The sequence below is a fragment of the Nostocoides sp. HKS02 genome, assembly GCF_009707485.1.
Classification (GTDB): domain Bacteria; phylum Actinomycetota; class Actinomycetes; order Actinomycetales; family Dermatophilaceae; genus Pedococcus.
On record NZ_CP046121.1, the window covers coordinates 180,804 to 201,207 of the forward strand.

The 20,404-nt window shown below is 72.7% G+C and carries 19 protein-coding genes; 14 read left to right on the top strand and 5 right to left on the bottom strand.

Annotation, left to right across the window (positions count from 1 at the left end):
• Positions 1–975, bottom strand: coding sequence for a 2-phospho-L-lactate transferase (cofD, locus tag GKE56_RS00815; protein ID WP_154682943.1), 975 nt, complete (start codon positions 973–975; stop codon positions 1–3).
• 180 nt (positions 976–1,155) lie between these two features.
• On the opposite strand from cofD, the gene GKE56_RS00820 reads away from it, so the two are divergent.
• The 3 genes from GKE56_RS00820 to GKE56_RS00830 all read left to right on the top strand — a co-directional run bounded on the left by GKE56_RS00820 (position 1,156) and on the right by GKE56_RS00830 (position 6,151).
• On the top strand, positions 1,156–1,416 hold the full coding sequence (locus GKE56_RS00820; RefSeq protein WP_154682944.1) for a WhiB family transcriptional regulator: 261 nt from the start codon (positions 1,156–1,158) through the stop codon (positions 1,414–1,416).
• A gap of 102 nt (positions 1,417–1,518) precedes the next feature.
• Positions 1,519–4,554: a glycosyltransferase gene (locus GKE56_RS00825; RefSeq protein WP_195908200.1), complete on the top strand. Its 3,036-nt coding sequence runs from the start codon at positions 1,519–1,521 to the stop codon at positions 4,552–4,554.
• Positions 4,555–4,666: 112 nt separating this feature from the next.
• Positions 4,667–6,151: a DUF5719 family protein gene (locus GKE56_RS00830; RefSeq protein WP_154682946.1), complete on the top strand. Its 1,485-nt coding sequence runs from the start codon at positions 4,667–4,669 to the stop codon at positions 6,149–6,151.
• Position 6,152: 1 nt separating this feature from the next.
• On the opposite strand, the gene GKE56_RS00835 is transcribed toward GKE56_RS00830, so the two are convergent.
• Entirely contained in the window at positions 6,153–6,503 is a 351-nt protein-coding gene (locus GKE56_RS00835; protein ID WP_154682947.1) for a metallopeptidase family protein, read from the bottom strand.
• Positions 6,504–6,673: 170 nt separating this feature from the next.
• On the opposite strand from GKE56_RS00835, the gene GKE56_RS00840 reads away from it, so the two are divergent.
• From GKE56_RS00840 to GKE56_RS00855, 5 genes are read left to right on the top strand one after another with little or no spacing between them, the layout of a single operon-like run.
• Positions 6,674–7,060 carry a DUF3499 domain-containing protein gene (locus GKE56_RS00840; RefSeq protein WP_154682948.1) on the top strand — a complete coding sequence of 129 codons (387 nt, stop codon included), beginning with the start codon at positions 6,674–6,676 and terminating at the stop codon, positions 7,058–7,060.
• Between the two features lie 19 nt (positions 7,061–7,079).
• Positions 7,080–8,522 (top strand): phosphomannomutase/phosphoglucomutase, encoded by a 1,443-nt coding sequence (locus GKE56_RS00845; RefSeq protein ID WP_154682949.1) that lies wholly within the window; start codon positions 7,080–7,082, stop codon positions 8,520–8,522.
• Positions 8,522–8,728: a Trm112 family protein gene (locus tag GKE56_RS00850; RefSeq protein ID WP_154682950.1), complete on the top strand. Its 207-nt coding sequence runs from the start codon at positions 8,522–8,524 to the stop codon at positions 8,726–8,728. Before GKE56_RS00845 ends, GKE56_RS00850 begins: the two co-directional genes overlap by 1 nt.
• A 9-nt stretch (positions 8,729–8,737) precedes the next feature.
• Positions 8,738–8,995 carry a hypothetical protein gene (locus tag GKE56_RS18010; protein WP_370518429.1) on the top strand — a complete coding sequence of 86 codons (258 nt, stop codon included), beginning with the start codon at positions 8,738–8,740 and terminating at the stop codon, positions 8,993–8,995.
• Positions 8,911–9,921: an SIS domain-containing protein gene (locus GKE56_RS00855; protein WP_370518430.1), complete on the top strand. Its 1,011-nt coding sequence runs from the start codon at positions 8,911–8,913 to the stop codon at positions 9,919–9,921. Before GKE56_RS18010 ends, GKE56_RS00855 begins: the two co-directional genes overlap by 85 nt.
• A 41-nt stretch (positions 9,922–9,962) precedes the next feature.
• On the opposite strand, the gene GKE56_RS00860 is transcribed toward GKE56_RS00855, so the two are convergent.
• Positions 9,963–10,490: a YbaK/EbsC family protein gene (locus GKE56_RS00860; RefSeq protein ID WP_154682951.1), complete on the bottom strand. Its 528-nt coding sequence runs from the start codon at positions 10,488–10,490 to the stop codon at positions 9,963–9,965.
• A gap of 39 nt (positions 10,491–10,529) precedes the next feature.
• Here GKE56_RS00860 and GKE56_RS00865 point away from each other — a divergent pair, with 39 nt between their 5' ends.
• Positions 10,530–11,492, top strand: a complete 963-nt coding sequence (locus tag GKE56_RS00865; protein WP_154682952.1) for a cation diffusion facilitator family transporter — start codon at positions 10,530–10,532, stop codon at positions 11,490–11,492.
• A 33-nt stretch (positions 11,493–11,525) separates the two neighbouring features.
• Here the strand turns inward: GKE56_RS00865 and GKE56_RS00870 are convergent, their stop codons facing one another.
• Positions 11,526–11,711: a hypothetical protein gene (locus GKE56_RS00870; protein ID WP_154682953.1), complete on the bottom strand. Its 186-nt coding sequence runs from the start codon at positions 11,709–11,711 to the stop codon at positions 11,526–11,528.
• A 188-nt stretch (positions 11,712–11,899) separates the two neighbouring features.
• Here GKE56_RS00870 and ahcY point away from each other — a divergent pair, with 188 nt between their 5' ends.
• Positions 11,900–13,336, top strand: coding sequence for an adenosylhomocysteinase (gene ahcY / locus GKE56_RS00875; RefSeq protein WP_154682954.1), 1,437 nt, complete (start codon positions 11,900–11,902; stop codon positions 13,334–13,336).
• A gap of 81 nt (positions 13,337–13,417) precedes the next feature.
• On the opposite strand, the gene GKE56_RS00880 is transcribed toward ahcY, so the two are convergent.
• Entirely contained in the window at positions 13,418–14,716 is a 1,299-nt protein-coding gene (locus tag GKE56_RS00880; RefSeq protein ID WP_154682955.1) for a hypothetical protein, read from the bottom strand.
• 155 nt (positions 14,717–14,871) lie between these two features.
• Between GKE56_RS00880 and GKE56_RS00885 the strand changes: the two genes are divergently transcribed.
• Genes GKE56_RS00885 through GKE56_RS00900 form a run of 4 tightly spaced genes read left to right on the top strand, consistent with a single transcriptional unit; the run spans position 14,872 to position 20,404 of the window.
• A complete protein-coding gene (locus GKE56_RS00885) occupies positions 14,872–16,122 on the top strand; it encodes a glycosyltransferase 87 family protein (protein ID WP_154682956.1) in 1,251 nt (416 codons plus the stop codon).
• 48 nt (positions 16,123–16,170) lie between these two features.
• On the top strand, positions 16,171–16,848 hold the full coding sequence (mtrA, locus tag GKE56_RS00890) for an MtrAB system response regulator MtrA (protein WP_154682957.1): 678 nt from the start codon (positions 16,171–16,173) through the stop codon (positions 16,846–16,848).
• Between the two features lie 2 nt (positions 16,849–16,850).
• The gene (gene mtrB, locus GKE56_RS00895; protein WP_154682958.1) at positions 16,851–18,635 is read left to right on the top strand and encodes an MtrAB system histidine kinase MtrB; all 1,785 of its coding nucleotides are present in this window, start codon (positions 16,851–16,853) and stop codon (positions 18,633–18,635) included.
• Positions 18,632–20,404: an LpqB family beta-propeller domain-containing protein gene (locus tag GKE56_RS00900; RefSeq protein ID WP_154682959.1), complete on the top strand. Its 1,773-nt coding sequence runs from the start codon at positions 18,632–18,634 to the stop codon at positions 20,402–20,404. The genes mtrB and GKE56_RS00900 overlap by 4 nt, the downstream gene beginning before the upstream one ends.

The window sequence follows — 20,404 nt, forward strand, 5'->3', positions numbered from 1 at the left end:
TCAGCCGCGCTTGGTCTCGAGGGCCAGGTCCAGGGCTGCCCCGGCGATCTGCGCCGCGGCGGCACGGTCGGTCATCAGGAGCGGACGACCACGCACCTGGGCACGCGGCAGCCGGACCGACGCGGCGTCCTCCTGCGACACCAGCCAGCCGTCGAGGAAGTCCTCGTAGAGCCCCGCCACGGCGCCGGCGGTGCACTCGACCCCGATCGCCGCGAGGCACGCGTCGGCGTGGCCACGCACCGGCATACCCCCGATGATCGGTGAGACGCCGACCACGGGAGCAGCGGTGCCGCGCAACGCATCTCGCACCCCGGGGACGCCGAGGATGATGCCGATCGAGACGACCGGGTTGCTGGGCGGCAGGAGCACCACGTCGGCGTGGCGGATCGCGTCGAGCACCCCCGGCGCGGCGGTCGCGCGGTCCATGCCGACGGCCACGAAGCGCTGGGCCGGCAGCGACGCCTGCATGCGTACCCACCACTCCTGGAAGTGCACGGCGCGCTGGCCGTCGGCGTCCTCGACGACGACGTGGGTCTCGACGGGGGAGTCGCTCATCGGCAGCACGGTCACGCGCTGGTCGGGCAGTCCCCACCGCTGGGCGAGCCGTGTGGTCGCCTCGGACAGGGACAGGCCCTGGGCCAGCCACTGCGACCGGGCGATGTGGGTGCCGATGTCGAGGTCGCCGAGGGCGAACCACTGGGGTGTGGCGCCGTATGCCGCCAGCTCGCCCTGGACGCGATGGCTCTCGTCCGCGCGGCCCCAGCCCTGGCCCTCGTGGATGCCGCCTCCGAGGGTGTAGAGGAGCGTGTCGAGGTCGGGGCAGACCCGCAGCCCGAACAGGCTGATGTCGTCGCCGGTGTTGCCGATGATGGTGAGCTCGCTGTCGGCGAGGTCCGGGGTGGCGTCGAGGTGGGTGCGGAGTCCGCGGAGGAACCGGGCGCCGCCCACCCCTCCGGCCAGGGCCGTGATACGCATGGCCGCAGTCTTGCAGTCCGCGCACCCCCGCCCGGCACGGGGGACGCCACGCCGTATCAAGGTTCATCCGATCGGGCAAATATCAGACTTCCGCTTGACTAACCACGTATGACACGCGTGTAATTCCATTGTTGTGACGTTCCCGTCACGGCAGCGGCGTACCGGGTCGAGGAGGAAGCCGTGCAGGAACTGCAGCTGATCACCCTGGAGGGTGACGAGGAGGAGCTCTCCTGGCAGGAGCGCTCTCTGTGTGCACAGACGGACCCCGAGGCGTTCTTCCCAGAGAAGGGCGGCTCCACCCGCGAGGCCAAGAAGGTCTGCGTCGGGTGCGAGGTGCGGGCCGAGTGCCTGGAGTACGCCCTGGCCAACGACGAGCGGTTCGGGATCTGGGGCGGCTTGTCCGAGCGCGAGCGGCGCAAGCTCAAGAAGCGTGCGGTCTAGCCGCCGGTCGGCGGCTCCGCCCGTGACAAGCGCATGACGCTTGCCCCGTCCCATGCTGTGACCGACCCGCCCGCAGCCGGCTCGACGCCGACTGTGGTGAGCGTGACCGCCGTGCTCGTCCTGCACGGACCCCTCACCGCCCTGCCGGAGACCCTCGACTCGCTCGCCCGCCAGACCCGCAGCCCCGAACGGCTCGTCGTGGTCGACCCCGGTCTCGACGGCTCGGCCGTCGAGACCGTGCGGGCCCACCGGGGCCTGTCCGAGGCGATCCCCTCGATCCGGTTCGTCACCGTGGAGCGCCGCGCCACCACCGGGTACGCCGCGCGCGTGGCACTTGCCGACACCTCGGATTCCTTTGCAGCACAGGCCGATTCGCTCCCCGCTGTGGTCGAGCACGTCTGGGTGCTCACCGCCGACAGCGCCGCGGCGCCGACCACCCTGGCGCGGCTGGTCGACGCGGTCCGGCGCTCGGCCTCGGTCGGGGTCGCCGGCCCGAAGCTGCTGGTCTGGGACCAGCCCGGCGCCCTCCGCGCGGTGGGCCACCAGCTGACCCGTAGCGGCCGGGTCGTCCCGTCTCCCACCCCGGGTGAGCCCGACCAGGGTCAGTACGACCGGCGCAGCGACGTGCTCGCCGTGCCGACCACGGGGATGCTCGCCGAGCGGTCGGTGTTCGAGGGCCTCGGTTGGCGGGACGCCACCTTGGGCGAGTTCGGCTCCGAGGTGGACTTCGGCTGGCGGGCCCAGCACAGCGGTCGCCGGGTCGTGGTCGTGCCGCGGGCGACCCTGCGCACGGGTGCTCCGGTCGACACCAGCGCGATCGACACCAGCGCGGTCGTGCCGGCCGAGTCGGCCCGCCGCCAGCGACGGGCGGCCCGGCGGGTCGCGCTGGCCCGGTGTGCGTGGTGGACCCTGCCCCTGCTCGCGTTCTGGATCGCCGTGTCGAGCCTGCTCGCGGGCACTGCCCTGCTGCTGGCCAAGCGCCCCCGCGCAGCCTGGGCCGAGCTCAGCGATATCGGCGCCCTGCTCACGCCCTGGCGGGTGGCGCGGGCCCGGTGGCGCTCGCGCCAGCTGCGGCGGGTCCGACGTCGCGACCTGGTCGGACTCTTCGTCGGTGGCCGGACCGTCCTGCGACACACCAGCGACCTCATCCACGACCAGGTGGCCTTCGAGCCGACCGCCACCGATCCGGGCGGGCGGGCAGCCGTCCAGCCCGTCGAGTCCGGTCCGGTCGACGACGACGCCGAGGACCTCAACGTCCTCGGCTCCTCGATCGCCTCCCGAGCGGCCCGCAACCCCGGGCTGCTGGTCGTCATCGCCACCACCATCGTCACGATGGTCGCCTCGCGCCAGCTGGGTGGGGGAGTGCTCGACCGCTTCCGCTCCGGTCTGGTCGGTGGCGAGCTCCTGGGCGCCCGCGGCGACACGGCATCGACCTGGCACGCCTGGCTCGACGGCTGGCACGGCGCCGGGCTCGGTCACGCCGGCGACCAGAGCCCGTACCTCGTCGTGCTCGCGGGGCTGTCGTGGGTCGTCTCCCACCTGCCCGTCATCGGAGCACCTGCCTCGGCCCTGGGGGCTGCCGTGGCCGTCCTCGTCGGCCTCGCGATGCCGCTGGCCACGCTCACGGCATACCTCGGCGCCCGGGTGGTCACCCACTCGCGGTGGCCGCGCGCGCTCGCGGCCCTCGCGTGGGGCACCAGCGGGGTGCTCGCCTCCGCCGTGGCCGTGGGGCGCCTCGGCGCGCTCGTGGCGGCCGTCCTGCTTCCCCTCGTCGGGGCGGGCTGCGCGCTCATGGCTCGCCGGGGGGCTTCCACCACGGTCACTGCGGCGACGATCCTCGGCGCCGCCGTCCTGGGCGCCTTCGTGCCCGCGCTGCTCGTGGCGGTGCTCGTCGCCGGCCTGGGCCTGATCGCGTTCGGTCCAGGGGCTGCCCGGGTGCGCGGCCTGGCCCTCGTCGTCGGTCCCCTGGTCCTGCTCGGGCCGTGGGTGGCGACCGTCGTCGCTTCGCCCCAGCTGCTGTTCACCGGGCCCGGCCTGTCGGTCTGGGGCGAGACCCAGTCGCCGCCCTGGCAGCTGGCGCTGCTCCACCAGGGCGGCCCGGCCAGTCTGCCGGTCGTCCTCGGCATCCCGATCGTGCTGGCCGGGGTGCTCGGGCTCGTGCGTGGAGGCCCGCGGGGTCGTGGCGCCAGCGTCCTGGGCCTGTCGGCCCTCGTGGGCCTCGCCTACGCGTTGCTCGCCCCGCGCCTTCACCTCGGCACGGTGCCCGCAGGTCACCCGCACGCCGGAGCACCGGTCACCGCTTGGGCCGGGACCGGCCTCCTCCTGGCCACGCTGTCGCTCATCGCCGCGGCGCTGCACGGCTCGCGCGGTCTGGCGCTCACGCGCCAGCGCGGCGGTTGGCTCGCGGTGGCCCGGTGGCCGGTGCCTGCGCTCGTCATCGCCGCGGTGCTGGCCGGCGCCGGGTGGACGACCTGGCACTCCCTGGGCAGCACCCTCTCAGCGTGGACCGACCCCCGACCCGCGGTCGCCATCGACCAGGCCGAGGGCCCACTGGCCAACCGGATGCTCGTCCTGAGCCCCGACGGCTCCGGACTGCGCTACGAGCTGGTGGGCAGCGAGCCCGGCCCGGTCGCTCGCAGCCTGCCGACGCCGAGCACCGAACGAGTCGACTCCTCGGCCGTTGCGACCGCGGTGAGCGCGCTGTTCGCCCAAGGCGCGGCACCCGGGGTCGTCGGGCCCGCCCGGCTGCTGTCGGACCAGGCCGTCGGGTTCGTGGGACTGCGCACCGGCGGGTCGGACCCACGCCTTCGCCTCCTCGACGCGACGGCCGGCCTCAGCCGGCTGGGCGAGCACGACGGGGTCATCTTCTGGCGGGTCCTGCCCGGCGGCGGCGCGTCCGACCAGGCCGTGGCTCCATCTCGCGCGCGGCTCGTCACCGCGACCGCGCAGCAGGCCGTGCCCGTCGACGGCAGCCACAGCGCGCTCAGCTCGAAGGTCGTCGTCCCCCGAGGCGCCACGCTCGTGCTCGCCGAACCGCGCGACTGGGTTCGGCACGCCCGGGTCTCCGTCGACGGGCGAGCGCTCGCACCGGCGGCTGACGGCACGGCATACCGGCTTCCCCCGGCCCGACGACCCTGACCGTCGAGGTGCTGCCCACCGACGTCCTGTGGCGCTACGGCCAGGGGCTGGCCTTGCTGCTTGTGGTGTTCCTCGCCCTGCCGTTCGGCAACCGTGCCTCCAGGAGGCGAACATGAGCGTGTCGGTCTTCGGGGTGGTTCGCGCCGTCGTCGTCGCCGCGGCCGGGGCCGGCCTGGTCTACGGCGCCACCCACGTGCCTGGTGCCGTGGCCGTCGTGCCCTCGTCGAGTGCCAGCGCCGCGACCCAGGCGGCGTCCTCCGCGCCGGTCCAGGGGTCCTCGCTCGTCTGCCCGGGCCCCGAGCTGGTCGGGGTACAGGGCCTGCACGATCTGCCGGTGGGCGTCCACGTGGCGGCTGCCGCCGCTCCGCTGCAGGCCCTCCCGGGCACGCAACCACCGGCCACCCCCGGCGCACTGGCGCTCACAGGTATGCCGGGTGCCGCACTGGGTGCGCCCGCGACGGACCGGGGCAAGGTCGTCGCGACCGGCCTCACCTCGGCGACGGGGGTCCTGGTCGCGGGCACCCAGTCGCTGGCCCCCGGGCTGGCTGCCACCCAGTCCTCGCTCGTGACCTCGGGCGACCAACGCGCCCTCACCTCGACCCCCTGCACCCGTCCGGGCGCCGACCTGTGGCTGCTCGCCGGTGGCAGTGCCCCGGGCCGGCAGGAGCGGCTGGTCCTCACCAACCCGGGCGGCAACCCGGTGACCGTCGACGTGACCCTGCACGGCGCCGACGGGCCGGTCCAGTCGGCCATCGGCAAGGGCCTGGTGGTCCCCGCCCACGGGCGCACCGCCTTCCTGCTCGACTCGATCTCCGCGACGCTCTCGTCCCCGGCCGTCCATGTCGTCACGCAGGGCGGCGTGGTGGGAGCGGCGGTCAACGACAGCTGGCTCAACGGCACCCTCGCCGCGGGGGCCGACGACGCCAGCCCGGCGGCGGCTCCGTCCCGCGACCAGGTCATCCCCAACGTCGAGGTGAACGGTCCCGCCGTGCTCCGGGTGGTCGTCCCCGGCGACGGCGAGGCGGTGGTCCAGGCGCGGGTGCTGACCGCGCAGGGTCCGCGGGCGCTGCCCTCGGGCGGGGTGACCCGGGTGGCGGGAGGGACCGTCCACGACATCGACATCTCGGCCCTGCCCGCAGGCGCGTCTGCGCTCCAGGTGCGCGCCGACGTGCCGGTGGTGGCTTGTGCCGTCGTCGCCCGCTACGCCAAGGGCACCGCCGTCAGCGACTACGCCTGGTCGGTGTCCACCGCGCCCATCACCGGGGCAGCCGGTATGCCGTTCGCGGACACCGCGAAGACCGCGCACTCCCTCGACCTGACGGCCACCGGCGACTCCCTCGTGGCCCAGGTCGACACCGTCAGCCCGGCCGGCGACGTCCAGTCCCAGCGGGTGAGCATCCAAGCCGACTCCACGGCGCAGGTGAAGCTCCCCGCCTCGTCCTCGGTCTGGGTGCACCGCGTCTCCGGCCAGGGCGAGCTGCACGCAGGCGTCACCACCTCGCTGGCTGATGCGCTCGGGCCACTGCTCACCTCGACACCGCTGGTCGACACCCTGCTCCGGACGACCACCGTCGCGCTCAGCGAGGTCCAGCCGTAGCTCAGTCGATGTCGCCGTCGCGGTAGCGCGGATCGAGGTCACCGGGGGGCAGCCCGAACAACGCCGCGACCTGCTCGACGACGACGTCCTGGACGATGGCGGTCAGCTCGCGCAGGTCCTGGGCCCGGCTCTCGACCGGCCTGCGGTAGATGACGATCCGCGCCGGCTGCGTGCCGTGCGCGGGAAACGTCCGGCCCAGCGCGACGCCCTCGCGCTCCCACGGTGCCGGGTCGCTGGGTGGCACGTCCTCGACTGCGAACTCGACGTCACCGAAGCCCGGCCCGATACGGGGCTCCAGGCGGGCCGCGCTGTCGAGAACGAGGTCGTCGAACAGCGCGCGGCGGGTGGTCATCGCCGGGACGGCGGGCCAGGCCAGGGGCCCGCGCAGACCTCGGCCGCGCCGGTCCCGACGGGGCCCCGGCGCGCCGCCGCCCCGCACCCCAGGGTCCCCGCTCGAAGTCACGCCGTCATGCTACGGCGTGCCGAGAGCGGGCCCCGGTCTCGGTGGCATAGAGTCCCCGCGTGAGTCTGTCGAGGAGGTGCTCCCGCACCGCGTGCCCGCGGTCGGCGCTCGCGACCCTCACCTACGTCTACTCCGACCAGACCGCCGTCGTCGGCCCGCTCGCGACGTATGCCGAGCCGCACACGTACGACCTGTGCGCGGTGCACGCCGAGGGGCTGACCGCCCCCCGGGGCTGGGAGATCGTGCGCCTCTCCGGCGAGTACGTCGAGCCGGAGCCGTCGCACGACGACCTGCTGGCCCTGGCCAACGCCGTCCGGGAGGCCGGGCGCCCACGCCTCGACGCGCCCCCGGCGGCCCGCGCGGTCGCCAAGCCCAGCGACGAGGGTGCCTCCGGCGCGGTCGAGACCGGTCGTCGCGGACACCTTCGCGTCCTGCGTGACGGCTGATCCCGCTAGGGTTTCGGGCGTGCCTGCGCCCCAGCTGACCGACTTCGTCAAGGCCTATGACGTTCGAGGGCTCGTCCCTGAGCAGCTCAACGTCGACGTCGCGTGGGCTCTTGGCGCGGCCTTCGCCCTCGAGGTGGTGATCCCCGACGGCGCGCCCGGGGTGGTCATCGGCCACGACATGCGGCCCTCGTCCCCGGAGCTGTCACGCGCGTTCGCGGCCGGGGTCACGGCCCACGGCCTCGACGCCACGGTGGTCGGGCTGTGCAGCACGGACGGCCTCTACTACGCCAGCGGCGCCCTCGACCTGCCCGGTGCCATGTTCACCGCGTCGCACAACCCGGCCCAGTACAACGGCATCAAGCTGTGCCGTGCCGGGGCTCGCCCCGTGGGCCAGGACTCCGGCCTCGGCCAGGTGCGCGACACCGCGCAGGGGCTGCTGGACTCCGGCACCAGTGCGGGCCCTCGAGGCACGACCAGGGGTTCGGTGGTCGAGCGCGACGTCCTCGCCGACTACGCCCGGTTCCTGCGCGGCCTGGTCGACCTGTCGGCCATCCGCCCACTCACCGTGGTCGTCGACGCCGGCAACGGCATGGGTGGCCACACGGTCCCTGCGGTGCTCGGCACCCAGGCGGGTCTCCCGGCCCTGCCCGTCGAGGTCATCCCGCTCTACTTCGAGCTCGACGGGACCTTTCCCCACCACGAGGCCAACCCTCTCGAGCCCGAGAACCTCCGCGACCTGCAGCGCGCCGTGGTGCAGCACGGTGCCGATCTCGGTCTGGCCTTCGACGGTGACGCCGACCGGTGCTTCGTCGTCGACGAGCACGGTGACCCGGTGAGCCCCAGCGCGGTCACCGCCCTGGTCGCGACCCGCGAGATCGCCCGTAAGGTGGCGGCTGGCGCGTCGGCGGCCGACATCGCTGTCGTCTACAACGTGATCTCGTCGGCTGCGGTCCCCGAGATCATCGCCGAGCAGGGTGCGCGCGGGGTGCGCACCCGCGTCGGCCACTCGTTCATCAAGGCCGAGATGGCCCGCGAGCAGGCGGTGTTCGGCGGCGAGCACAGCGCGCACTACTACTTCCGCGACTTCTGGTTCGCCGACACCGGCATGCTCGCGGCGATGCACGTCCTGGCCGCGCTCGGCGAGCAGGCCGAGCCGCTCAGCCGCCTCACCGCGGCATACAGCCGGTATGCCGCGTCCGGCGAGATCAACTCGACCGTCACCGACGCGCCCGCGGCCACCGCGAAGGTCCGCGAGTGGGCGGCAGCGCGGGGTGCGCAGTTCGACGACCTCGACGGGCTCACCGCCACGCACGGTGGTGACGACAACGGCCCGATGTGGTGGCTCAACCTGCGGGCCTCCAACACCGAACCACTGCTGCGGCTCAACGTCGAGGCCGCCGATGCAGACACGATGACGCGGGTGCGGGACGATGTCCTCGCCCTGGTGAGAGGAGAAGGCTGATGTCTGACGCAACCGGGCACGAGGCCCAGATCGAACCCTGGCTGCGCGAGATCCTGCGCTGCCCGGCCTGCCGGTCCGAGCTGGTCGATGCCCAGGGGGCGACCGGGGCGGAGCTGCACTGCACCAGTGCCGAGTGCGGGCTGCAGTACCGCATCGACGAGGGCGTGCCCGTCCTGCTCGTCGACGAAGCCCGCAAGCCGGCCTGACCGACGGCCATGGCTCCCTACCTCGACGAGCGACGCATCGACAGCGAGGAGGTCATTGCCACGCTGGACTCGCGCCAGACCCTGCGCGGCCTGGCCACGGCCGGCGCCCAGGTGCGTGAGGCCATCGACCTGTCGGTCGACGCCGGCATCGAGCGGGTTTCCGGGGGGAGCGCCCGCGGTCGGTGCTGGTCGCCTCGCTCGGTGGCTCCGCAGTCGTCTGCGACGTCCTCGAGCTGCTCGCCGAGCCTGGCTCGCCGGTGCCGGTGAGCGTGCGCCGCAACGTCCCCCTTCCCGGGTGGGTCGGGCCGCTCGACCTCGTCATCGCGGTCTCCCAGTCCGGCCGTGCGGCCGGACCACTCGCGCTGGCGGCCGAGGCGGCGCGGCGTGGCGCGTCGCTGCTGACCGTCGGTGCGTCCCAGTCGCCGCTCGCCGACGTGGCCGCTCAGGCCCGCGGGGTGCACATCGACATCGGTCGTGGGCGCACGACGTCCCGCACCGCGCTCTGGTCGCTGCTGGCCCCGGTGCTCCTCGCGGCGGGCCACCTCGGGCTGGTCGACGTCACCGAGCAGGTGCTGCTCGACGCCGCAGACCGCCTCGACGAGGTGGCCGAGGCCGCGCGCCCGTCCTCCGAGTCGTTCGTCAACCCGGCCAAGGTGCTGGCGGCCGACCTCGCGGAGGGAGTCCCGGTCGTGCTCGGCGACGGTGCGCTCAACGGCGTGGCGGCAGGCCGCGCCGCGTCGATGCTGGCGCGCACCGCGCGGGTGCCGGCGACCTTCGGCGAGCTGCCCGACGACGCGGCGCAGGTGGTGGCGTGCTTCGACGGGCCGTACACCACGGCATACGGCGAGGCGGCGGCCCGACCGCCATCGGGTGGTGACATCTTCGCCGACCCGTATCTCGACGGCCCGGCGCCGCCCCGGCTCGCGTTGCTCATGCTGCGCGATGCCGCACCCGAGCCGATGACGCCTGAGGCGGTCGAGGCGGCGGCACTGGCCGACGCGGTCGTGGCCGCCGCCAAGGAGGTCGGCGTCCGCGTGTCCCAGGTGCTGGCGCAGCCGGGTCACCCGCTGGTGCGCCTCGCGGGCCAGATCGCGACGACGGACTTCGCCGCGACCTACCTCGCGCTGGGCCTGGGCCTCGACCCGGCGGTGTCGGCGCACGTGGCCGACCTGGCCGACCGCACCGGCCGCTGAGCCGGCCCCACCTCGCCGTCAGACCTCGCCGTCAGACCTCGTCACAGCGACAGGTCGAGCACCTCGGCCCGCGGCAGGGCAGCGAGGTCGGCAGCATCGAGCAGGAGCTTGCTACCGCGGATCCCGCTGCCGACGACGACTCGGCCCGCCCGCGAGACGGCCGAGTCGACGAGGACCGGCCAGTCGTCGGGGAGTCCGAGCGCGGTGATGCCGCCGAACTCCATGCCCGTCAGCGACACGGCCTGCTCCATCGGGGCGAAGCTGATCTTGCGCACGTCGAGGTGGCGGCGGATGACGCCGTTGATGTCGGCGCGGTCGGTGGCGAGCACGAGCACGGCGGCATACCGCACCTCACCGGCCCGCTTGCCGGCCACCACGACGCAGTTGGCGGACTTGTCGAGGGCCACGTCGTACGCCTCGCAGAAGGCGGCCGTGTCGGCCAGGGCCGCGTCGATGGGCGCGACCTGGGCGCTCGGTGCGGCCTCGAGGGCAGCAGCGACCGGGGCGGCAAGCAGCTCGGTATGCCGCTGCGCGGGCTCCCAGTCCAGAGTTCCTTCGGCGGTGGTCACGAGACGACGGTAGCCGGTGCGGCAAGTAGGGTGGCGCCCATGTCAGCCGAGGGCGGGACCCGAGCGATCCTGGCCGCGTTGGCCGCCAACCTCGGGATCGCCGTCACGAAGTTCGTCGCGTTCCTGCTCACCGGGTCGAGCTCGATGCTCGCCGAGTCGGTGCACTCGCTCGCCGACTCGGGCAACCAGGGGTTGCTGCTGCTCGGTGGTCGCCGGGCGAAGCGGGCCGCGACCCCCGAGCACCCGTTCGGGTTCGGCCGCGAGCGCTACCTCTACGGCTTCATCGTCTCGATCGTGCTCTTCAGCGTCGGCGGTCTCTTCGCGCTCTACGAGGCGTACCACAAGTGGCACGAGGCCCAGGCCGGCCACGGTGCCATCGAAAGCTGGGCGTGGGTGCCGGTCGCGGTGCTGCTCGCGGCGACCGTCATGGAGGGACTCTCGTTTCGCACCGCGATCCACGAGAGCAACCAGGTGCGCGGCTCGCGCTCGTGGCCGCAGTTCATCCGCTCGGCCAAGGCGCCCGAGCTCCCGGTGATCCTGCTCGAGGACTTCGCCGCCCTCGTCGGCCTGGTCTTCGCCCTCCTGGGGGTGTCCCTCACCCTGCTCACCGGCAACGGCAGCTGGGATGCCGCCGGCACCGGCCTGATCGGGGTACTGCTCGTGACCGTGGCCATCGTGCTCGCGGTCGAGATGAAGTCGCTGCTGCTCGGCGAGTCGGCCACCCCTGGCCACCTCGCCAAGATCGTCGCCGGGATCGAGTCCGCCCCGGGCATCGAACGGGTGATCCACCAGCGCACCGTCCACCTCGGCCCCGAGGAGGTCGTCGTGGCCGCCAAGGTGGCCGTGGCCCGCGGGGCGAAGGCCGAGGACATCGCCGACGCCATCAACGCCGCGGAGGCCCGGGCCCGGGCAGCGGTGCCGGACCTGACGCTGCTGATCTACCTCGAGCCCGACATCGACACGGGCCGACCGGTCACCGGCCCGGAGGCGCCGCCGAGCTGAGCCCGTGGGCGGGCTCGTGCCTGCTCCTGGCGGTCACTGCTCGTCGTCGTCGTCCTCGTCGTCGGCGGGCTCGAAGTCGGTCGGGGCCATGCTGTTCGGCACGGCCTGACCGTCAGGCTCCACCTGGTAGTCGGCCTTGACCTCGTCCCAGGCCTCGACCTTCTCCTCGTCGACGTCGAGCTCGATGTCCCCGGGGACGGCGCTGCTCGGTTCGCTCATGTCGGGCTCCTCTGCACAGATCGGTGTGGTTCCTTCATAGCCGGTCCCGAGCCGCACCGCACGCCAGGCACCACCTGGCAGACCGGCTAGACTGGGCCACTGCCGGCGCGGGTGATACCCCGCTCTCGTGAATGCCCAGATGGGCTGCGCCGGGTCGAAAACCACCGACTCAACGGAAGCGATTTCACATGTCCTTTGACTACAGGGTTGCCGACCTGGGCCTCGCCGAGGCCGGCCGCCACCAGATCCGCCTGGCCGAGCACGAGATGCCCGGTCTGATGAGCCTGCGCGAGGAGTTCGGAGCGGCCCAGCCGCTGAACGGCGCCCGCATCGCCGGCTCGCTGCACATGACCGTCCAGACGGCGGTCCTCATCGAGACCCTCGTCGCGCTCGGCGCCGAGGTTCGCTGGGCCTCCTGCAACATCTACTCGACCCAGGACGAGGCGGCGGCCGCGGTCGTCGTCGGCCCCCACGGCTCTCCCGAGGACCCCCAGGGTGTCCCCGTGTTCGCCTGGAAGGGCGAGACCCTCCCGGAGTACTGGGACTGCACCGAGCAGATCCTCACCTGGCCGGGTGGTGAGGGCGCGAACATGATCCTCGACGACGGCGGCGACGCCACGATGCTCGTCCACAAGGGCCGCGAGTGGGAGGCCGCCGGACAGGTGCCCCCCACCGACGCGTCGGACTCCGAGGAGGTCGGCGTCTTCAAGGAGCTCGTCCGCAGGACGCTCGCGGCCGACCCGCAGAAGTGGACCAAGGTCTCCGAGGAGATCAAGGGCGTCACCGAGGAGACCACCACGGGCGTGCACCGCCTCTACGAGCTCGCCGCCGTCGGCAACCTGCTCTTCCCGGCGATCAACGTCAACGACTCGGTCACCAAGTCCAAGTTCGACAACAAGTACGGCTGCCGCCACTCCGTCCTCGACGGGCTGAACCGCGCCACGGACGTCCTCATCGGCGGCAAGGTCGCCGTCGTCGCCGGCTTCGGCGACGTGGGCAAGGGTTGCGCCTCCGCGCTGGCAGGCCAGGGCGCGCGGGTCATCGTCACCGAGATCGACCCCATCTGTGCGCTGCAGGCCGCGATGGAGGGCTACCAGGTCGCCCGCCTCGAGGACGTCGTCGGCATCGCCGACATCTTCGTCACCACCACCGGCAACTTCAACATCATCACCGCCGACCACATGACGCAGATGAAGAACAAGGCGATCGTCTCCAACATCGGTCACTTCGACAACGAGATCGACATGGCCGGTCTGGCCAAGATCCCGGGCGTCACCAAGACCGAGATCAAGCCGCAGGTCCACGAGTGGACCTTCCAGAACGGCAACTCGATCATCGTGCTCTCCGAGGGGCGCCTGATGAACCTCGGCAACGCCACGGGCCACCCGAGCTTCGTCATGTCGAACTCCTTCGCGAACCAGACGATCGCCCAGATCGAGCTGTTCACCAAGAACGACGACTACGACAAGCAGGTCTACGTCCTGCCCAAGCACCTCGACGAGAAGGTCGCTCGCCTCCACCTGGACGCTCTGGGCGCCAAGCTCACCGAGCTCACCAAGGAGCAGGCCGCCTACATCGGGGTCGACGTGGCCGGCCCGTACAAGCCGGAGCACTACCGGTACTGATGCACCGCACGGTGCGGGCCAGCCCCGCACACCAGCACTCCGGTATGCCGTCCGCTCACCCGAGCGGGCGGCATACCGCTGTCAGGGGTACAGCTGCTCGGCGGGGGAGCCATGCACGATGAAGATGCCGGTGACCCACAGGTACTGCCAGACCAGTCCCAGGCCCACCACCACGCCCAGCAGGGTGCGGCGCACGTGTCGCGCGGCCCGTGACTCATCCCGCGCAGGGTCCTCCGGAAAGGGCCAGAAGATGACCGCAGCCGGCAGCATGAGGCGCACGACGCTGGGTCCTGGTCGGGTGGCCAGCAGGACGAACAGCGGGTAGACGAGCGCCCAGGTCCGAAGTTCGGCGCCCCAACGCCTCGCGCTGGGGCGAAGCGCGACTGCGAGGACGGCCCCGACGGCGATCACCCCGACAAGCGCTGATTTCAGCGTGGTGGCATCCCCCTGCCAGAGCCAGCTGGTCCACCGATGGTCCAGCAACCCCCGGTTGACTGGCCATGCTTCCTGGGCGCGGAGATAGGCCGTCGGGGTTCGGGTGGCAATCGCCGTGATCGTGGGCCACAGCACGACGGCGACCCAGCACGCAACGACCGCGCTGACGGCAGACCGAGGTGTCTGGCGATGACCTCCCGAGGACCCAGCTGTCGACCGGGCGCGCGACGCGACGACGACGGTGACGACGATGGCCAGCGGCAGGCTGATGGGACGGGTGAGGCCGAGGGCGATCGCTGCCACGGACACCATCACGTACCGTCGCCTGCGCAGTGCGAGCAGCGCGAGCAGGACCAGGGCCAGCGCCAGTGCCTCCGGGTAGGCGACCTGCAGGACCGGCGACGCGGCATACGCGTTCAGGGTCAGGACGGCAGCCAGCGCGGGAAAGCTGCTCACGCCGTCGCGCAGCAGCCGGTGCAACGCCACCGAGGCCACCGCTCCGGCGCACAGGTTCACCGTCACCGCGGCCACGGGGAAGCCGATCCCGAGCGATCCCATCAGCGCACGGCACACCACGGGAAGCGCCGGATAGAACGCCCACGCGTTCTGTCCCACGATCCCGTGAGCCGTCGGCAGGCTGGACGGGTAGCCCGAGAGGGCGATCTGTTCGTACCACTGGCCATCCCAGTTCGCGAGAATGCCGAGGAGGCCCGGGGACGAGGGCGTCGGCGAGAACACGTGGTAGGCGGGGCTGGAGCTGGTCAGGGCCGCTTGGCTCCGGCCGCCAAGCCCAAGTAGGGCGAAGTCCACGAGTCGAGCCACGACGAAGATCGCCAACGGCACGAGGTCGTCCCTGCGCAGGCCCCGCCGTCGACGCCACCGCTCGACGGCGCGGGGGTCAGCCGCGCCGTCCCTGGGGCTCGCGAAGTCGAGGGTTGGAAGCACCGCATCATGGTGACGACCGGGTCCGTCTGCATCAGCGGGTGCGCATGCGTACCGGCCGTTCGGGTGAGGGGGCGCCCTCGGGTCGTCGGCCAGTCCGGGAACCAAGGACTCCCGTAGGCCCACGCGGCGCCCTCGGCGTGCCCTAGCCTCCGGTCGTGCCCGATCTGGCCCGAGCCGAACCTGCGGCTCCCCGCGGAGGGGGCAGCTCACGGCTGCTGGCCGCCATCGGGCTCGTCCTGGTGGCGACCGCGCTCTGGGTGCGGTGGTGGGACGTGCCGTGGAGCGGGCTCGACCTGCGCGTGTACCTCGCCGGTGCTCGGGCGGTCGTCGCCGGCCAGAACCTGTATGCCGTCGGCGTGAGCGACGGCCACGGCGGCATCCTGCAGTTCAGCTACCCACCGTTCGCTGCGCTCGCCTTCGTGCCGCTCGGATGGACCGGGGGCGCCGCCGCGGCGACCCTCACGGTGGCATCCCTGGCCTCCTACGCGGTGATGGGTGTGCTCTGCGCGCGCTCCCTCGGCTGGGGTGCCCGGCGGGTTGCCATCCTGCTCGCCGTCGGTGTGGTCCTCGAGCCCGTGCAGCGGACCCTGCTCTACGGCCAGGTCAACCTCATCCTGGCGGCGATGGTGCTGCTCGACCTGTTCGCCGTCCCCCGCTCGCGGCGCGGGCTGCTCATCGGTGTGGCGGCCGGCATCAAGCTCACCCCGGCGATCTTCGTCGTGTACTACCTCCTGCGGCGGCAGTGGGCGGCGGCTGGGCGGGTCGGCGCCTCCTTCGTCGCGACGGTCGTCGTCGGCTGGCTGGTGCTGCCCGCCGACTCGGCGCGGTTCTGGCTGCACGGCCTGGGGTCGATGAGCCAGTTCGGTGGTGAGGTCGTCCTCGCAGGCAACCAGTCGATCCGGGCGGTCGTCGAGCGGGGCAGCCAGCTGCACGGTGTGCCCACGTCAGTCGTGGGACTCGTGACGTGGACCCTGTGCGCGGCCGCCCTGGTCCTGACCCTCATGGCCGCCAAGCTCCAGTCCGAAGCCGGGGACCGCCTCGCCGTGGTCGTCGCCCTCGGGCTGGGCGGCCTGCTCATCTCGCCGGTGTCCTGGACCCACCACTGGGTCTGGGTCGTCCCGGCGATCGCCCTGATGGTCGGCCGGGGGTGGCGGGTGCTTGCGGCGGTTACAGTGGCCGGGTTCTTCCTGCCGCCGATGTGGGCGCTGGCCCCACCGCCCGACCTCCAGCCGGGGTACACCCCGGTCGAGCTCGTGCTCAGCGCCGCCTTCGCCCTCTGGGCCGTCCTCCTGCTCGTGGTGCTCCTGGTGGACGGCCGTCGGACGGTGCGCCGCCGCTGCGCCCGGACGGAGCTCATGCAGGCCGCGCCCCGCCCGGCGTCCTCATCGGCGCAGGTCCATGTGTGATGATTCGGGAGGGAATTCATACTCACCACTGGGAGAGGGCTGACGCTGGTGAAGGGTCGCGTGCTCATCGTCGATGACGATCTGGCATTGGCGGAGATGCTCGGCATCGTGCTGCGCAACGAGGGGCTCGACGTCACGCACGTGGCCGACGGTGCGTCGGCACTCGGCGCCTTTCGCGACTCGCGTCCCGACCTCGTCCTGCTCGACGTGATGCTGCCCGGCCTGGACGGCATGGAGGTGTGCCGCCGGATCCGGGCCGAGTCCGGCGTTCCGATCGTCATGCTCACGGCCCGCACCGACACCGTCGACGTCGTCGTCGGCCTCGAGTCCGGCGCCGACGACTACGTCGTCAAGCCGTTCAAGCCCCAGGAGCTCATCGCCCGCATCCGGGCCCGGCTGCGTCGTGGCGACGAGCCCGAGCCCGAGCGCCTCGAGATCGGCGACCTCGTCATCGACGTGGCGGGCCACTCCGTGAAGCGCGCCGGCCACCCCCTGTCGCTCACCCCCCTGGAGTTCGACCTCCTCGTCGCGCTGGCGCGCAAGCCGTGGCAGGTCTTCACCCGTGAGGTCCTGCTGGAACAGGTCTGGGGGTACCGGCACGCCGGGGACACCCGCCTCGTCAATGTCCACGTGCAGCGGCTTCGCTCCAAGATCGAGCACGACCCCGAGCACCCCGACATCGTCGTCACCGTGCGCGGTGTCGGCTACAAGGCCGGTCCGAGCTAGTCATGGCCGAGTCGGCCCGTCCCCGCCCCGAGCGGGCGCCGACGCCACGGTTCTCCGACCACCGAGCCCAGGCGCTCGCCGCGCTGCGCTCGGCGGTACGAGGCAGCCGTCGCGCCGTCGCCGATGGCGCGCGCAGGCTCGTGCACACCTGGCGGTCCTCGCTGCAGTTCCGCGTGGTCAGCAGCACCATGCTGCTCGGCCTGGCCGTGGTGCTCATGCTGGGGACCTACCTGTTCCAGTCGATCTCCGACGGGCTCGAGCAGGACCGCATGGACACCGCCCAGGTCGAGGCGGCCCGGCTCGTGACCGACGTGCAGGGCAAGTTCGACCAGACGACCGCGGCCACCAACACCCCATCCCTCAACCTCTTCGCCCAGACCGTCATCAAGGGCGCCGCCAGCCAGGGCGGAGACACCGACCGCCAGCTCGTGTTCACCCGCAGCCTCGGCAACACCAGCCCGACCTTCCTCAACACCGTGCTCTCGGGTCGCACCGGGCTGACCAACATCCCGATGGAGCTGCGCCAGGCGGTCCACAGCGACCCGCACCACCAGCAGCTGCAGCTCATCGCCGTGACCGACCCCCAGTCCGGGGGAGTGGTGCCTGCCGTCGTCGTCGGGTCCCAGGTCGACGTCCCCGTCGCCGGCAAGTACGACCTCTACGCCGTCTACCCGATGCAGCGCGAGGAGGCGACGCTCAGCCTCGTGACCCGGACCTTCGCCCTGGGCGGCTTCTTCCTCGTGCTCCTGGTCGGTGCGGTGGCCTGGGTGGTCACACGGCAGGTCGTCAACCCTGTGCGGCGCGCCGCCATCGTGGCGGAGCGGCTCTCGTCGGGCCGGCTCAACGAACGGATGGGCGCCCGCGGCGCCGACGACCTCGCCCGTCTGGCCAAGTCCTTCAACGAGATGGCCGACAGCCTGCAGACCCAGATCCGCCAGCTCGAGGGCCTCTCGAGGCTCCAGCAGCGCTTCGTCTCCGACGTCTCCCACGAGCTTCGCACCCCACTGACGACGATTCGCATGGCCGCCGACCTCATCCACGACTCCCGCCGAGACTTCGACCCCACCGTGTCCCGCTCGGCCGAGCTGCTCCACAACGAGCTCGACCGGTTCGAGGAGCTGCTCGCGGACCTGCTCGAGATCAGCCGCTTCGACGCCGGGGCGGCCGCGCTGGACGCCGAGGTCATCGACCTGCGCGACACCGTGGCGCGCGCGGTCGACGCGGCACAGCCGGTCGCCGACCGCTGGGGCACCACGATCACGGTCGAGACGAGCGGACCGTGCGATGCCGAGATCGACGCCCGGCGCGTCGAGCGGATCCTGCGCAACCTCGTCGTCAACGCCCTCGAGCACGGCGAGGGGCGCCCGGTCGAGATCACCCTGGCCGGCGACGAGCACGCGGTGGCGGTCACCGTGCGCGACCACGGCGTGGGCCTGCGCCCCGGCGAGGCAGCCCTCGTGTTCAACCGGTTCTGGCGTGCCGACCCCGCCCGGGCCAGGACCACCGGGGGCACCGGCCTGGGCCTCGCGATCTCGCTCGAGGACGCCCGCCTGCACGAAGGCTGGCTCCAGGCCTGGGGCGAGCCCGGCGCAGGCTCGTCCTTCCGCCTGACCCTGCCCCGACGCCTGGACGTCCCCATCGTCGACTCGCCGTTGCCCCTGCGCCCGCCGGACGCCCCGCCTCAGGAGGCCGGCGCCGAGGGGGCCCGGGCGGGCCACCGCCCGGGTGAGAACGAGCGCGTCGTCGCGGCGCGGCATACCTCCCTCCCGCGGGGTGGTCCACAGTGAGACGCCCGTATGCCGCGTGGCTCGCCGCCGCGGCGGTGCTCCTGTCGGCGTGTGGGGGCCTGTCCACCAGCTCTCCGGTGCGTCAGGGCCGCGACCTGGGGTCGGTGCGGGAGAACCAGGTCCAGGTGGAGGCCAACCCGGTCACCCCGGGGTCCTCGCCCGAGCAGGTGGTCAGCGGCTTCATCAGGGCTGCAGCGGCCAGCGACGACCAGTACCAGGTGGCGAGGTCCTACCTGGTCCCCGCACAGGAGGGCACGTGGCGTCCGGACTCCTCGGTCGTGGTCTTCACCGACGACTCGGCGCTGAGCATCACCAAGTCGAGCCCCGGCTCGGTCACCGCCATGGCCAAGGCGAGCGCCCGCATCGACGGAGATGGCCGATACCACGAGCTGCCCCCCAACTCCCGGGTTCAGGTGACCTTCGGCCTGCAGCGCACCCCGGCCGGCGAGTGGCGCATCTCCAAGATGCCGGACGGCTTCGGCACCTGGCTCAGCGAGTCCGACGCGACCCGGCTCTACGACCCGTTCGACATCTACTACATCTCGGCCACCGAGCGACGACTCGTGCCCGACGTGCGGTGGTTCCCGCTGGGCACCGGGCTGGCGACGCGACTGGCTCGGGCCCTCCTGTCCGGGGTGCCGGACTACCTCAGTGGGGCCGTGCGCACCATGGTGCCCCCCGGCACCCGGCTCGCCGTCGACTCGGTGCCGATCGAGAGCGGCACCGCGCAGGTCGACCTCACCGCCACCCGGATCGGCAGTGACCCCAACCAGCGCCAGGCGCTCGGGGCGCAGTTCCTCGCGACCGTGAGCCAGGCGCCGGCGGTGAGCCGGGTCGCGCTCCAGCTCGAGGGCACCGACCTGCAGATCCCGGGGACGAGCGACCCCAACGCGGACTCGTTGTCCGCGCTCGGCTTCCCGACACCGACCGACCCGGTGGCCAAGCCCATCCTGCGCAGGGGCACCACCCTCGGCAACATCGACCCCCTCATGCTGGGTGACCCCGCCGACAAGCCGCAGACCCAGCCCAATCGTGTGCTGCCGACGGTGGCTCCTGGTTGGGCCTACCTCGCGATGTCGCCCGCTGGCGACGAGATCGCCGCGGTGAGTGGCGACCGCACCCAGCTCACCCGCTGGCACGGCTCCACCCAGCTCGCGGTGTCCACGCTCGGCACCCAGCTCACCCGCCCGACTTTCGACTCGCAGGGGCTGCTCTGGGTCGGCGGGCGAGCTGGCGCGGCGAGCAAGGTGTGGGTGGTCAACACCTCGGCTGACCCGAACGACCCCGCCAAGTCGCGTCCGCAGCCGGTGCAGGCCGGGTGGCTGGCGGACCGCTCGATCGTGAGCCTCCGCTTCGCCCCGGACGGCCAGCGGGTCGCCATCATCTCGACCGACCGGACCGGCCAGAACCCCCACGTCCAGGTCGTCGGCGTCGTGCGTCAACCCAACGGGATACCCCTGGCCCTGACCGAGGCGCCGCTCGCGCTGGCCCCGTCGCTCACCTTGGCCCGCGACCTGGTCTGGGTCGACGACACCACCCTGGCCGTTCTCGGGCGCAAGTCCACCTCACAGGTGGTCCGGCCCTGGCTGGTGCCGCTGGGCGGACCGATCACCGCAGGCCCCGAGATCGCCGGCGCCCAGATGATCACCACTGTCAACGCCGAGCGCGGTCTCGTGGTGACCACGGACCGCGGTGAGGTGCTGATCCGGGCCGGCAACCGGTGGCAGGGCGTGGGCCAGGGCACCGACTTCCTCGTACCCGGTCGCTGA

Excerpts from the sequence above, each read along its gene's own strand:
- ahcY (WP_154682954.1), top strand. The coding sequence starts at position 11,900 with ATGTCCTTTGACTACAGGGTTGCCGACCTGGGCCTCGCCGAGGCCGGC.
- cofD (WP_154682943.1), bottom strand. The coding sequence starts at position 975 with ATGCGTATCACGGCCCTGGCCGGAGGGGTGGGCGGCGCCCGGTTCCTC.
- GKE56_RS00865 (WP_154682952.1), top strand. The coding sequence starts at position 10,530 with ATGTCAGCCGAGGGCGGGACCCGAGCGATCCTGGCCGCGTTGGCCGCC.
- GKE56_RS00835 (WP_154682947.1), bottom strand. The coding sequence starts at position 6,503 with ATGACCACCCGCCGCGCGCTGTTCGACGACCTCGTTCTCGACAGCGCG.
- GKE56_RS00830 (WP_154682946.1), top strand. The coding sequence starts at position 4,667 with ATGAGCGTGTCGGTCTTCGGGGTGGTTCGCGCCGTCGTCGTCGCCGCG.
- GKE56_RS18010 (WP_370518429.1), top strand. The coding sequence starts at position 8,738 with ATGGCTCCCTACCTCGACGAGCGACGCATCGACAGCGAGGAGGTCATT.
- GKE56_RS00850 (WP_154682950.1), top strand. The coding sequence starts at position 8,522 with ATGTCTGACGCAACCGGGCACGAGGCCCAGATCGAACCCTGGCTGCGC.
- mtrB (WP_154682958.1), top strand. The coding sequence starts at position 16,851 with ATGGCCGAGTCGGCCCGTCCCCGCCCCGAGCGGGCGCCGACGCCACGG.
- GKE56_RS00870 (WP_154682953.1), bottom strand. The coding sequence starts at position 11,711 with ATGAGCGAACCGAGCAGCGCCGTCCCCGGGGACATCGAGCTCGACGTC.